This window comes from Caulobacter sp. D5 (assembly GCF_003185805.1).
GTDB lineage: Bacteria > Pseudomonadota > Alphaproteobacteria > Caulobacterales > Caulobacteraceae > Caulobacter.
Genome location: NZ_QHJY01000166.1, coordinates 1 through 12660, shown reverse-complemented (window position 1 = coordinate 12660; position 12660 = coordinate 1). Strand labels below are relative to the sequence as shown.

The window sequence follows — 12660 nt, the reverse complement described above, 5'->3', positions numbered from 1 at the left end:
AGACCCCTCATCCGTCGGCCTTCGGCCGCCACCTTCTCCCGCAAGGGGAGAAGGATCAGGCTTACGACTCCAGCTCGATGTCCCAGTACAAATAGTCGAGCCAGCTGGCGTGCAGGTGCCCCGGCGGGAACTTGCGGCCGCGGTCCTGGAGTTCGTGCATCGAGGGCCGGCGCGCGGTGTGGAACGGATGCATGCCCGCCTCGCGCGGCGTACGCCCGCCCTTGGCCAGGTTGCAGGGCGCGCAGGCGGTGACGATGTTCTCCCAGGTGGTGCGGCCGCCGCGCGAGCGGGGGATCACGTGGTCGAAGGTCAGTTCCTCGGGCGAGGCGCAGTACTGGCAGCTGAAGCTGTCGCGCAGGAACAGGTTGAAGCGGGTGAAGGCCGGCGGCCGCTCCTGCGGCACGTACTGCTTCAGCGACACCACGCTGGGCAGCTTCATCTCGAAGGACGGCGAATGGACCACGTGGTCGTAGGTCGAGACGACGTCGACGCGGTCGAGGAACACCGCCTTGATCACCTCCTGCCATGGCCAGAGGGACAGCGGATAATAGCTCAGCGGCCGATAGTCGGCGTTGAGCACGAGCGCCGGCATGCCGGACGGGGGGCGGGTCAGCACCTGCATCAGGGCCTCCCGCTCATGGAACCGACGAGGTCCCTATGGGGCTGGTACGCGGTCGGACTGAAGACGGGCCTCCTTCCTACGCAAATCAGGGAATCGCCATTCATTCCCGGACGCACAGAAAGGATGATCCCAATCAGCGACAGAACCAAGACGAAGCTTGCGAAAGTTCGGACCCTAGGCCGTCAGACTGATCTCGCCGCGCCGAACGCCGCCGTAGCAGGCCCAAAGAAGATGCGCCGCCACACCGCGATAGGGCTTCCAGGCCTGCGCCCGGGCATAGGCCGCCTTCTCGTTGGGACGAACCTCCAGCCCGTCGGCCCAGCGCATGGCCTCCTGCAGGGCGACGTCGCCGCCCGGGAAGACGTCGATACGGCCCTCGCAGAACATCAGGAAGGTCTCGGCCGTCCAGCGGCCCACGCCCTTGATGGCGACCAGGGCCGCCACGGCCTCGGCGTCGGGCAAGGCCTTGAGGGCGTCGAAGTCGCAGGCGCCCGTCAGGTGCGCGTCGGCGATCTCGCGCAGGTAGCGCACCTTGGGCCGCGACAGGCCAAAGCCCTGGAGCGCCGGATCGTCCAAGGCCATCAGGGCGTGCGGCGTCATGTCGGGCAGGCCCGCCTGCACCCGCGCCCAGATCGAGGCCGCGGCGGCCACCGAGATCTGCTGCTCGACGATCATGCGAGCCAGACCGGCGAAGCCGCCGGGTCTAAGACGCCATTCGAAGACGGGGGTGACGGCCTCCAGGCGACCGAACAACGGGTCGACCTGCGCCAGGTGGGCGCGGGCGGCGGCGATCAGGTCGGGGGTGGGAGCAGAAGCGGAGATCACGCCGGCGAGGAAGCCCTCGCCGGGGATCGCTGGCAATCCGAAACTTGCGGCGGGCTCACGGCCTCAGCCGATGGCGACGATCTCGACCTCGCCGCCGGCGACCATCGCCGTATCCCCGACGCCCTTGCCCATCAGGGCGCGGGCCAGGGGCGAGACGTAGGACACCGAGCCCTTGGCCGGGTCGGCCTCGTCCTCGCCGACGATGCGGAAGGTCTGGGTGCGGCCGTCCTCGCGGTCGAAGGTCACCGTGTCGCCGAACTGCACGCTGGTGCGGCTCTCGTCGCGCTCGACCGGCTGGGCGGTGCCGCGACGGGCCGACCAGTAGCGCAGATCGCGGGTGGCGCGGGCCATGGCGGTGCGATCCTCCGCGACGCCGCCGGCGGCCTGGGCGGCCGCATAGGCGGCGCGGGCGGCGGCGAACTCGGCCTCGATCATCGCCAGGCCTTCGGCCGTGACGAGATTGGGCTGGGTCGAGATCGGACGGTCGGGAAGGTCGGCGGCGAAGGCCTCGGCGTCGCCTTCCTTGGTGAAGGCCACGCTCATCGGGCGTCTCGCGGGAAAAGGGAAAAGACAGTCATCAGACGGAAACCCGAGGTGTCGCGGGTCGTTCCGCCGGCTCGGCTATGGCCGAGCAGAGCGCTCCGATCAAGATGGGGATCAAGTCGGGCGGCGCACCCCGGCGGCCGTCCCCGGACAGGCCGGGACGGCCGCGACGGACATTTCGTCCTTACAGCGCGATGGCGAGCACGGCGCCGGCGACGGCCAGAGCGGCCACCAGGAAATAACCGATGGCGACGCGGTCGAAGATGCCTTCGAAGGCTTCAAAGCTACGGTTGGTCATCACACACATCCTTGAAAGTTGTTTCGCGCCGACCCCCTCGGCCAGCGTGGTCCAGCGGCGGTCTCTTGATCGGCCGATCCATCTGAACGATGCTTAGATAACACGGATCTGAGCGGCGTCAAGATATCTTGACAATGTTTGGATGAATTTTCGCTACGTAAGGGATAGAGTGCCGCCCGATGACTCTCGCCTCGCCCGAAGCCGCCCGTCCCTATCACCACGGCGATCTCAGCCGCGCCCTTGTCGAGGCCGCCCGGCGGATCCTCGAGACCGACGGCCCGGCGGCCCTGTCGCTGCGCGCGGTGGCCCGCGAGGCCGGCGTCAGCCCGGCCGCGCCCTATCACCACTTCAAGGACAAGGGCCAACTGCTCGACGCCGTGGCCCACGAGGGCTGGGTGGCGCTGGACGAGGCGCTGATGAAGGCCCGCCACGACAGCGAAAGCGACCGCCAGCGGATGACCAACCTGGGCGTGGCCTATGTCACCTTCGCCCGCGACAACCCCGCGCTCTACCGGGTGATGTACGACTGCTCGCGCGACAAGGACGCCCTGCCCGACCAGATGAAGGAGGAAGGGGCCTACTGCCAGGTGCGCAACACCATCGCCCACCAGGCCGGCCCCGGCGTCTCGGAGATCGACCTGGAGCTGGCGACCATCGCCGCCTGGTGCGCCGGCCATGGCCTGGCCGAAATGAGCGGCTTCAAGCAGTTCGCCGGCCTCAAGGCCATGCTCGGCGGCGAGGAAGCCTTCCTGAAGGCGGTGTTCGACCACCTGGGCATGTTCGCCAAGTTCGATCGCGGATGACCGCCTCCCCCGTGAAACGGGGGACGTGGCGCGGATGATCTTCGCCACCCGCTTCGCCCCCTCCCCCACCGGCTTCCTGCATCGCGGCCACGCTTTCTCGGCGCTGACAGCCTTTCACGCCGCTCAGGAAGCCGGCGGGCGCTTCGTGCTGCGCATCGAGGACATCGACGCCACCCGCAGCCGTCCCGAATATGAGGCCGCGATCCTGGAGGACCTGGCCTGGCTGGGCCTTTCCTGGGAGCAGCCCGTACGCCGCCAGTCCGAGCACCTGGCCGACTATCACGCCGCCATCGATGTCCTGCGCGAGCGGGGTCTGGTCTATCGCTGCTTCAAGACCCGCAAGGAGCTCGACATCGGCCGCGCCCCTCACGAGCCGGCCGTCCCCTATCGCGGCGCGCCCCTGCCAGAAGCCGAGGAAACCGAACGCCTGGCCCGCGGCGAGGCCTTCGCCTGGCGGCTGTCGCTGGACGCGGCGCAGCGGGCGTTGGGCGGCTTCGAAGGACTGAACTTCGTCGAGGAAGGCGCGGGTCCCGAAGGCGAGACCGGCCTGATCAAGGCGCGCCCCGAAACCGCCGGCGACATCGTGCTGGCCCGCAAGGATGTCGGCGTCGCCTATCACCTGGCCGTGGTCTTGGACGACGCCTTGCAGGACATCACCCACGTCATCCGCGGCCACGACCTGTTCGAGGCCGCCCACATCCAGCGCCTCTTGCAGGCCCTGCTGGACCTGCCCGTCCCGACCTACCGCCACCACGGCCTGCTGGTCGGCCCGGACGGCAAGCGCTACGCCAAGCGCGACAAGGCCCAGACCCTGCGCGAACTGCGCGCCGCCGGCGTGACGCCAGCGGCGCTGCGGGCGGAGATGGGCGTCTAGCCGCCGCCTCCCGCCTGCTCCACCAGCTGGCCCATGGCCTTGAGATAGCGGGCGAAGGCGGCCCGGCCAGTGTCGGTCAGGCGCACGCGGGTCAGGGGCTTGCGGCCGACGAAGCTCTTGTCGATCGAGACGTAGTCCGCCTCCTCCAGCTTGCGCAGGTGGATGGAGAGGTTGCCCTGGGTGACCTCCAGCAGGTTTTTCAGCTCGGTGAAGTCGGCGACCTCGGCGCTGGCCAGGTAGGCGACGATGCCCAGCCGCACCCGGCCATGGATGACGTCGTCGAGCCCGCTGATGTCGAACCGTTCCGCCACGCCCGCCTCAGGCCGCCGCGCGCTGGGCTTGGCGCATCAGGAAGAAGCCGGGGATCATCATGAAGCCAAACAGGCCCACGCTGGCGATCAGCAGGTAGAGGTCCGCCCGGTCGACCAGCAGCCCCAGGGCGACGCCCGAGGCCAGCCAGCCCAGCGAGACCACCAGCATCCAGGCGCGCTTTCGCAGGGCGAAGACGGCGTACCACACCGCGCCCTGCATCACGAACACCACCGCCGGATGGAACAGCCAGTAGCGGAAGTCGTGATTGCGGGCGGCGGCCACGGCGAAGACGATGATCAGCGCCAGATTGGCCAGGCCCGCCCCGGCGAAGGCGGCGTTGATGGCCCGGTGGGCGACCCCGCCCTTGGGCCTCCTGCGCTCGACGACGATCACGATCGCCATCAGCACCAGAAAGATCAGCGTCGGCAGCCAGGCCAGGATCAGGTTGCCCAGCCCTCCCAGCGACACGACACCCTTCTCCTGGGCGAAGTAGACCAGGGTCTGGATGCCGTAGAGCAGGCCGGCCGAGCCGTAGAGGGCCCCGCCGGCGACGCCGAACCCGCCCCGCTCGGCGCCGCCCTCGGCGATGCCGCGCAGGAATGCCAGGTCGTCCTGCACCGTCTTCAGCTTGTCGTTCATGGGCGCGGCTCCGTCGCGAACATCATGCAGGGTCAAAGGATTCGCCCCAACAGCGGCATGCGGCGCAGGGCCATGGTCAGCAGCCAGCTCAGCGCCGTCGCCCCGACGAACACCGCCGCGCCCTTGGCCAGACCGCCCCAGGCTTGCGGCAGCAGCATCCAGGCCAGCCAGGAGGTGAAGACGTAGTGCAGCAGGTACATGCCGTAGGCGTTGGCCTGCAGGCTGGCGCCGATCGGACCGGTCTTGCGGACGAAGCGCAGGAAGGTCGCCAGGGCGGCGAACGACAGGGCCGCGCAGGCCAGGGCGAACATCAGGCCGCCGAACAGGTCCAGGAACGGCCGCGGCGGCGGATTGGGCGAAAAGGCCAGGATCAGGGTCGCCACTCCGCCGACGATCGGTGCGATCGGGGCCAGCTGCCAGAGCCACCAGCGGCGGGCCAGCTTGCCATCCGGATCGGTCAGGCCCTGGCCGACGCCGGCCGCGCCGACGGCGACGCCCGCCAGGAAGTAGACGAGGTAATGGCCGATGCGGGCGGTCTGCACCGAGAACGGCCCGATCATCGTCCAATGGCCGAACGGCGTGGTCATCGACAGCGGCAGATAGGCCGCCAGGCTGACAGCCACGAGGCCCAGGAAGAACCGGCCAGGCTTGGCCTCCGCCCCCTTTGCCAGCCGCCCAAGGGCGTCGATCGCACCAGGCGCCAGGGCGTGCAGCGCCGCGACGATCGCGGCGAAGGCCAGCAGCACCCACAGGAACCAGGCCGGGCCGCCGGGCCAGAACGGCAGGCGCGTCCAGGCCTGCGCGAAGGCGCCCAGCGACGGCGCGCCGCCCGATTGCAGCCAGGCCGGATAGTAGGCCAGCGGCGCCAGCAGGCCGGCGCCGATCACGAACGGAACGCCCAGGCGCAGCGCCCGCCCCTTCAGGAAGCCGCCCGAGCCCTTGGTCCGCAGCCCTTGCGCGACGAACAGGCCGGAAATGAAGAACATCAGCGACATGAAGAACATGTCGTTGACCAGGGTCAGGATCCCGAACGCCCCGACCTTCTGCGGATCGACGACAGGAAAGGCCGTCCACAGGATCGGCGGGGCGTCGAACGCCTTCGGAGCCGGGGCGTAGGGGTGATAGGCCATCGCCGTGTGGTGGGCGATCACCAGCAGGGTGACGAAGGCGCGCAGGGCGCCGATCGGGGCGTTGCGACCGTCAGCGAAGGTCGGTCTCTCCAGGGTCTTGAGCGGCGCGTGCATGGCTTCCTCCCCACCCGTCTCGGTGGCGAGGCGCACACTGTATCAACTAGTTTGTTTTGTAAACTAGTTAGAGAACGGCGTTCGGAGTCGTACGTGTCGCGACTTGAGTTCGACGAGGAGTATCTAGGCCGTCGCCTGCGCCGCCTTGGTCGCGCGGGCTTCGCGCAGCAGACCGATGGCCCGCAGCGCCATCTCCAGGCGCGAGACGGCGAACAGGCCAACGCCCAGCACCACGAATCCGTCGGTCAGCAGCACGGCGTTGATGTGCCAGGCCTGGGCTTCGGACTCGAGGAAGGCCTTCAGGGCGAAGCGCACGACGAACAGGCCCAGCAGGAACAGGATCGCCGCCGGCGAGGGCTTGGTGTTGAGCTCGTGGGTGTCGGGATCGATGGCGATCGGGATCAGGCGGCCGCGCCACCAGCCGATCGTCGCGCCCACGGCGAAGATCAGGCCCAGCCACAGCCAGTCGGCCCCATGCGGCGTGAACTGCACGAACAGGAAGACCGTGGCGGCGACCATGATCGCCGGCAGGATCCACATGAACTCCAGCTTCAGCCGCCGCTCCTTGTTCATGGCGCGAAAGCGCAGGGCGAAGACGATGGCCACGACCGCGGCCGTGATCCCATAGCTGATCAGTTTCTGGTTTCCGTGATCCACGGCCGTTCCCCCAACACACACGCGGCCACGCGCCGCTTCCCCGGAGCGGATGAGCACCTCAAACCGGCGCTCTCGTCAATCGCGAGCGGGCCTGCTCCAGTAGCGATAACGGTAGGCCGTCGAAAAACCGCGCGCCGCGTAGAGGGCGATGGCCGGGGCGTTGGCGGCCTCGGCCTGTAGGTAGGCGGTGCGGGCGCCCAGCCCATCAGCCTCGGCCAGTAGGGCGTCGAGCACCCGGCGGGCCAGACCCCGGCGGCGGAAGTCCGGATCGGTGCGCATGCCGAAGATCCCCACGGCTTCGCCATCGACCGCGCAGGCGCCCAGGGCGGCGGCGCGCCCCTCGACGGCAAGTCGGGCGAACCGGGCCGGAGCCGGAATGCGGGCCAGGGCTTCGAGCCGCTCGCGGGCGTCGGCCAGGTCGCCCTTGGCCGAGGCGACCAGCACCGCCTCGAAGGCCGGGTCGGGCGCGGTCGACAGGGTGACGTCCGGATCGGCGAGGCCCGCGACGGCGCCGGTCATCACCAGGGTCTCGCCGTGAGTCGCGTAGCCTCGGCGGGCCAGGCGCTCGGCCAGGTCGGCCGGGGCCGTCATTCCCTCGGTCAGCTTGAAGCGCACGGGCAGTCCGCGCTCGGCGTAGAAGGCCTCGACCGCATCGATGGCGGCCTCGGGGTCGCGATCCGGCTCGCCCAGCGGCCAGCAGGCGTTGATGCGCAGCGAGAAGCCGTCGGTCGCGTTCAGCCGCCAGCCGCCAAGCCGCTCCCGCTCGCGGGCCGGCCAGGCGCCGTCGGCGATCGGTTCGAGGAGATCGGGGCTCATTTCTCTTTCAGCAGGGCTTCGACCAGGCCGCGGGCCTCGGGGCTGGACCAGTCGGCCTCGCCGGCGATGCGGGCCCGCTCGCGGCCCTGCTTGTCGTAGATCACCGTGGTCGGATAGCCGATCGCGCGCGGCTGGAGGTCGAACGACAGCTTGTAGGACTTGTCGCGGAACGAGACGAGCGGCGGGTTCTTGGCCATCTCGGCCTTGATCAGGTTGAGGTCGTCGTCACGGTCCATGCTGACCGGCAGCACCTTCAGCGGCTGGGTGGGATAGGCGCCCGCCAGCTTGGCCAAGGTGGGCATCTCCTTCTTGCAGGGCGCGCACCAGGTCGCCCAGAGATTCATCACCACCACCTGGCCCTTGAAGTCGGCCAGGGTGTGCGGTTTTCCGGCCATGTCGGTGAAGACGGTGGCCGGCGCGCCGCGCGGCGACTTGGGCACATCCAGCTTTGCTAGGGACGCCTTCTTGAATTCCGTGAGGTCGGCGGCTTCTGCGGGTTTGAACGAAGCCTGGGCGATGACGTATAGGACGCCGACGACGCCGACGAGCATGACGGCGCCGATGGCCCATTTCAGGGGGCCGGGCTTCGGCTTGGTCACCGCACCGTTCGACTGGACTTCGCTCATATGACCGACACCGCCTCCAAAACGCCCGCCGCGAACGGCCAGGGCCAAGCCATGTGGGGCGGACGGTTCTCGGCCAAGCCGGCGGAACTGATGCAGGCGATCAACGTCTCCATCGGCTTCGACAAGCGCCTTTGGGCGCAGGACCTGGCGGGCAGCCGCGCCCACGCGCGGATGTTGATCAGCCAGGGCGGCATTGCAAGCAGCGACGGCGAGGAAATCCTCGAGGGTCTGGCCAAGATCGAGGACGAGCTGGCCACCGGGACCTTCCCGTTCCGCGACGAGTACGAAGACATCCACATGAACATCGAGGCGCGGCTGCGCGAGCTGATCGGCCCGACGGCCGGCCGGCTGCACACCGCCCGCTCGCGCAACGACCAGGTGGCCGTCGACTTCCGCCTGTGGGTGCGCGACGCCGCCGACCGCTCGGCCGGCCAGCTGGTCGCCCTCCAGACGGCGCTGCTGGCCCAGGCCGAGACCTATGCCGACGCCCTGATGCCGGGCTTCACCCACCTGCAGCCGGCCCAGCCGGTGACCTTCGGCCACCACCTGATGGCCTATGTCGAGATGTTCGGCCGCGACGCCAGCCGCTTCCGCGACGCCCGCGCCCGGATGAACGAGTGCCCGCTGGGCGCGGCCGCCCTGGCCGGCTCGCCCTTCCCGATCGACCGCCACCAGACGGCCGCGACCCTGGGCTTCGACCGCCCGACCGCCAACTCGCTGGACAGCGTCTCCTCGCGCGACTTCGCGCTGGAGGCCCTGTCGGCCGCCTCGATCACCGCCACGCACCTGTCGCGCCTGGCAGAGGAGATCGTGCTGTGGACGACGCCGATGTTCGGCTTCATCAAACTGACCGACGCCTTCACGACCGGCAGCTCGATCATGCCGCAGAAGAAGAACCCCGACGCCGCCGAGCTGATCCGCGCCAAGGTCGGCCGCATCCTGGGCAGCCTGACCACCCTGACCGTGGTCATGAAGGGCCTGCCGCTGGCCTATTCGAAGGACATGCAGGAGGACAAAGTCCCGACCTTCGAGGCCTTCGACGCCCTGGAGCTCTCGCTGCTGGCCATGGCCGGCATGATCGCCGACCTGACCCCGAACACCGAAAAGATGGCCGCCGCGGCCGGCGCCGGCTTCTCGACCGCCACCGATCTGGCCGACTGGCTGGTGCGCGAACTGAACATGCCTTTCCGTGACGCTCACCACGTGACAGGCTCGGCCGTGAAAGCCGCCGAGATCAAGGGCGTGGATCTGTCGGACCTGTCGCTGGCCGAATTCCAGGCCATCGAACCGCGGATCACCGACGGGGTCTACGCCGTCCTCACCCCGGCCGCCTCGGCGGCCAGCCGCATGAGCTATGGCGGGACCGCCCCCGCCCAGGTCCGCGCCCAGATCGCGCGTTGGAAGGAAACCCTGGCATGATCCGTCCCGCCACGCTGCTCGCCATCGCCGCCCTGGGCCTGACCGGCGCCGCCCTCTCCGCCTGCGGCAAGCAGGCCGAGCTGGAGCGTCCCGCGCCGCTGTGGGGTCCGGAAAAGAAGGCCGCCGAAGCCTCCAAGCGCCGCGAAGCCTCGGCCCAGGCCAACCAGCCGGCCCGCCCGAACGGCACGCAAGAGAACATCGACCCGGCGTCGAGCAACCGCACGACCCGCGCCGCTCCGCTGCGCGGCGCGCCGTCCGACCCGTTCGGCGGCCCGTCCGCCGCCGGCTTCCCGTCCTCGACGCCGAACTGATCTCCCCGAAAGCATTTCTGTGAACCACTTCGAATACGGCCCCGAGGGCCTGGCCTGCGAAGGCGTCCCCCTGGCCAGGATCGCGGCCGAGGTCGGCACGCCCGTCTACGTCTATTCCCGCGCCACCCTGGAGCGGCACTTCACGGTGTTCCGCGACGCCCTCGTGCAGGCCGGCGTCGTCGATCCGCTGGTGGCCTATGCGGTGAAGGCCAATTCGAACGTGGCCGTGCTGAAGGTGCTGGGCGACCTGGGCGCCGGCGCCGACACGGTCTCCGAGGGCGAGGTCCGCCGCGCCCTGGCCGCCGGCATTCCCGGCGAGCGCATCGTGTTCTCGGGCGTGGGCAAGAAGCGCGAGGAGATCGCCTTCGCCCTGAAGGCCGGCGTCGCCGAGATCAACGTCGAGTCCGAGCCGGAGATGGAGCTGATCGCCTCCGTCGCCGCCGAGCTGGGCGTGCGGGCCAAGATCGCCTTCCGGGTCAATCCGGATGTCGCGGCCGGCGGCCACGCCAAGATCGCCACCGGCAAGTCGGAGAACAAGTTCGGCGTCTCGTTCGCCGAGGCCGCCCGCCTCTACGCCAACGCCAGCAACAACGCCGCGCTGGAGCCGATCGGGGTGGCCTGCCACATCGGCAGCCAGATCACCGATCTCGAACCCATGCGCGCCGCGTTCACGAAGATGCGGGGCCTGGTCGAGCAGCTGCTGGGCGAAGGCCTGTCGGTCGAGCGCCTGGACCTCGGCGGCGGCCTGGGCGTGCCCTATTTCAACCACCCCGAGCCCCCGCCCCCGGCCGCCTTCGCCGCCATGGTGGCCGAGGTGACCAAGGGCCTGCCGGTGAAGCTGGCCTTCGAGCCGGGCCGCGTCATCGCCGCCAACGCCGGCGTGATGGTGTCGGAAGTCATCCACGTCCACGAACGTCCGGAAGGCCGCAAGTTCCTGGTCATCGACGCGGCCATGAACGACCTGGTGCGTCCGGCCATGTACGACGCCTTCCACGACATCCGCCCGGTGCATCCCAAGAGCGGCGAGACCGTCTACGACGTGGTCGGCCCGGTCTGCGAGACCGGCGACACCTTCACCCGCGACCGCGCCCTGCCGGTGTTCGGCCCGGGCGACCTGGTGGCCTTCATGTCGGCCGGCGCCTATGGCTCGGCCATGGCCAGCGAGTACAACACCCGCCCGCTGGTCCCCGAGGTGCTGGTCGACGGCGATCGCTACGCCGTGATCCGCAAGCGTCCGACCTATGAGGAGATGCTGGCCCGGGACCTGGTTCCGGACTGGGTATAGGCGAAAGCGGCGGCGGCAAATTCTTGCGCGCCGCCGCCCTCCCCGCTCTCCGCCCGCAAAGTCTCGCCCCCAAACGCCCTTTGGGCTAGAAGCCTCGCCATGTCGCACAACACCTTCGGTCACCTGTTCCGCGTCACCACCTGGGGCGAGAGCCACGGGCCCGCCCTCGGCTGCGTCGTCGACGGCGTGCCGCCGGGCATCCTGCTGACGGCCGAGATGATCCAGGGCTTCCTCGACAAGCGCCGGCCGGGCAACGGCAAGTTCGTCACCCAGCGCCAGGAGCCGGACGCGGTGAAGATCCTGTCGGGCGTGTTCGAGGACGAGCGCACCGGCGGCCAGCGCACGACGGGCACGCCGATCAGCCTGATGATCGAGAACACCGACCAGCGCTCCAAGGACTATGGCGAGATCGCCCAGGCCTTCCGCCCCGGTCATGCCGACTATCCCTATTTCGCCAAGTACGGCGTGCGCGACTATCGCGGCGGCGGGCGCAGCTCGGCCCGGGAAACGGCGGCTCGGGTCGCCGCAGGGGCCGTGGCGCGGCTGGTGATCCCGGGCGTCACCGTGCGCGCGGCCCTCGTGCAGATCGGGCCATACAAGATCGACCGGGCCAACTGGGACTGGGCGCAGACCGAAGAAAACCCCTACTGGTCGCCGGACGCCGCGATCATCCCGGTGTGGGAAGAGCATCTGGAGAAGATCCGCAAGGCCGGCTCCTCGACCGGCGCCGTGGTTGAGGTGGAAGCCGTCGGCGTGCCGGCCGGCTGGGGCGCGCCGCTGTACGGCAAGCTCGACGCCGAACTGGCCGCGGCCCTGATGTCGATCAACGCCGCCAAGGGCGTCGAGATCGGCGAGGGCTTCGACAGCGCCGCCCTGACCGGCGAGGACAACGCCGACATGATGCGCCTGGGCCTGGGCGGCCAGCCGGAGTTCCTGTCCAACCACGCCGGCGGCGTGCTGGGCGGCCTCTCCACCGGCCAGCCGGTCACGGCCCGCGTGGCCTTCAAGCCGACCTCCTCGATCCTGATCCCCCGCCAGACCCTCAACGAGGCCGGCGAGGAGATCGACCTGCGCACCAAGGGCCGCCACGATCCGTGCGTGGGCATCCGCGGCGTGCCGGTGGTGGAAGCCATGACCGCCTGCGTCCTGGCCGACGCCTTCCTGCGCCATCGCGGCCAGACCGGCGGCGGCGCGTTCCTGCCGGGCGGCGGCGGCGAGCGGGTCTAGTATCCTTCTCCCCTTGCGGGAGAAGGTGGCCTGCGAAGCAGGTCGGATGAGGGGTCTCTCAAACATGAGACGCCCTGCCCGGCCTGGACGCTGCACGCGGCTTTGAGTTCTGAGAGACCCCTCACCCGACCTCCCTCCGGGAGGCCACCCTCTCCCGCA

Annotated in this window: 15 protein-coding genes; 6 read left to right on the top strand and 9 right to left on the bottom strand. The window is 69.6% G+C overall.

Annotated elements, in window-relative coordinates; all coding sequences use genetic code 11:
- Positions 1–61: 61 nt before the first annotated feature.
- The 3 genes from DMC18_RS12340 to greA all read right to left on the bottom strand — a co-directional run bounded on the left by DMC18_RS12340 (position 62) and on the right by greA (position 1990).
- On the bottom strand, positions 62–625 hold the full coding sequence (locus tag DMC18_RS12340; protein WP_110117908.1) for an HNH endonuclease: 564 nt from the start codon (positions 623–625) through the stop codon (positions 62–64).
- A gap of 171 nt (positions 626–796) precedes the next feature.
- Entirely contained in the window at positions 797–1483 is a 687-nt protein-coding gene (locus DMC18_RS12335) for a DNA-3-methyladenine glycosylase (RefSeq protein WP_233245139.1), read from the bottom strand.
- Between the two features lie 27 nt (positions 1484–1510).
- The gene (gene greA, locus DMC18_RS12330) at positions 1511–1990 is read right to left on the bottom strand and encodes a transcription elongation factor GreA (RefSeq protein WP_110117907.1); all 480 of its coding nucleotides are present in this window, start codon (positions 1988–1990) and stop codon (positions 1511–1513) included.
- A gap of 477 nt (positions 1991–2467) precedes the next feature.
- Between greA and DMC18_RS12325 the strand changes: the two genes are divergently transcribed.
- Both DMC18_RS12325 and gluQRS read left to right on the top strand, forming a co-directional pair.
- A complete protein-coding gene (locus DMC18_RS12325; protein WP_110117906.1) occupies positions 2468–3091 on the top strand; it encodes a TetR/AcrR family transcriptional regulator in 624 nt (207 codons plus the stop codon).
- Positions 3092–3125: 34 nt separating this feature from the next.
- Entirely contained in the window at positions 3126–3965 is an 840-nt protein-coding gene (gene gluQRS, locus DMC18_RS12320; RefSeq protein ID WP_110117905.1) for a tRNA glutamyl-Q(34) synthetase GluQRS, read from the top strand.
- On the opposite strand, the gene DMC18_RS12315 is transcribed toward gluQRS, so the two are convergent.
- The 6 genes from DMC18_RS12315 to DMC18_RS12290 form a co-directional block, all read right to left on the bottom strand.
- Positions 3962–4276 (bottom strand): transcriptional regulator, encoded by a 315-nt coding sequence (locus DMC18_RS12315; protein ID WP_110117904.1) that lies wholly within the window; start codon positions 4274–4276, stop codon positions 3962–3964. The two genes, gluQRS and DMC18_RS12315, sit on opposite strands and share 4 nt — an antisense overlap.
- Positions 4277–4283: 7 nt before the next feature.
- Complete coding sequence (locus DMC18_RS12310) at positions 4284–4916, bottom strand: hypothetical protein (RefSeq protein ID WP_110117903.1); 633 nt, start codon at positions 4914–4916, stop codon at positions 4284–4286.
- 32 nt (positions 4917–4948) lie between these two features.
- Entirely contained in the window at positions 4949–6160 is a 1212-nt protein-coding gene (locus DMC18_RS12305; RefSeq protein ID WP_110117902.1) for an acyltransferase, read from the bottom strand.
- 123 nt (positions 6161–6283) lie between these two features.
- Positions 6284–6817, bottom strand: a complete 534-nt coding sequence (locus DMC18_RS12300) for a CcdC protein domain-containing protein (RefSeq protein WP_158285904.1) — start codon at positions 6815–6817, stop codon at positions 6284–6286.
- 75 nt (positions 6818–6892) lie between these two features.
- Positions 6893–7633 (bottom strand): GNAT family N-acetyltransferase, encoded by a 741-nt coding sequence (locus DMC18_RS12295; protein WP_110117900.1) that lies wholly within the window; start codon positions 7631–7633, stop codon positions 6893–6895.
- Complete coding sequence (locus DMC18_RS12290) at positions 7630–8259, bottom strand: TlpA disulfide reductase family protein (protein WP_110117899.1); 630 nt, start codon at positions 8257–8259, stop codon at positions 7630–7632. The genes DMC18_RS12295 and DMC18_RS12290 overlap by 4 nt, the downstream gene beginning before the upstream one ends.
- Between DMC18_RS12290 and argH the strand changes: the two genes are divergently transcribed.
- The 4 genes from argH to aroC all read left to right on the top strand — a co-directional run bounded on the left by argH (position 8260) and on the right by aroC (position 12501).
- Positions 8260–9678, top strand: a complete 1419-nt coding sequence (gene argH, locus DMC18_RS12285) for an argininosuccinate lyase (RefSeq protein ID WP_110132960.1) — start codon at positions 8260–8262, stop codon at positions 9676–9678.
- Positions 9675–9989 carry a hypothetical protein gene (locus DMC18_RS12280; protein ID WP_199228294.1) on the top strand — a complete coding sequence of 105 codons (315 nt, stop codon included), beginning with the start codon at positions 9675–9677 and terminating at the stop codon, positions 9987–9989. The genes argH and DMC18_RS12280 overlap by 4 nt, the downstream gene beginning before the upstream one ends.
- Before the next feature lie 19 nt (positions 9990–10008).
- Positions 10009–11274 carry a diaminopimelate decarboxylase gene (gene lysA / locus DMC18_RS12275; RefSeq protein WP_110117896.1) on the top strand — a complete coding sequence of 422 codons (1266 nt, stop codon included), beginning with the start codon at positions 10009–10011 and terminating at the stop codon, positions 11272–11274.
- A 99-nt stretch (positions 11275–11373) separates the two neighbouring features.
- Positions 11374–12501, top strand: coding sequence for a chorismate synthase (gene aroC / locus DMC18_RS12270; RefSeq protein ID WP_110117895.1), 1128 nt, complete (start codon positions 11374–11376; stop codon positions 12499–12501).
- Positions 12502–12660: the final 159 nt, after the last annotated feature.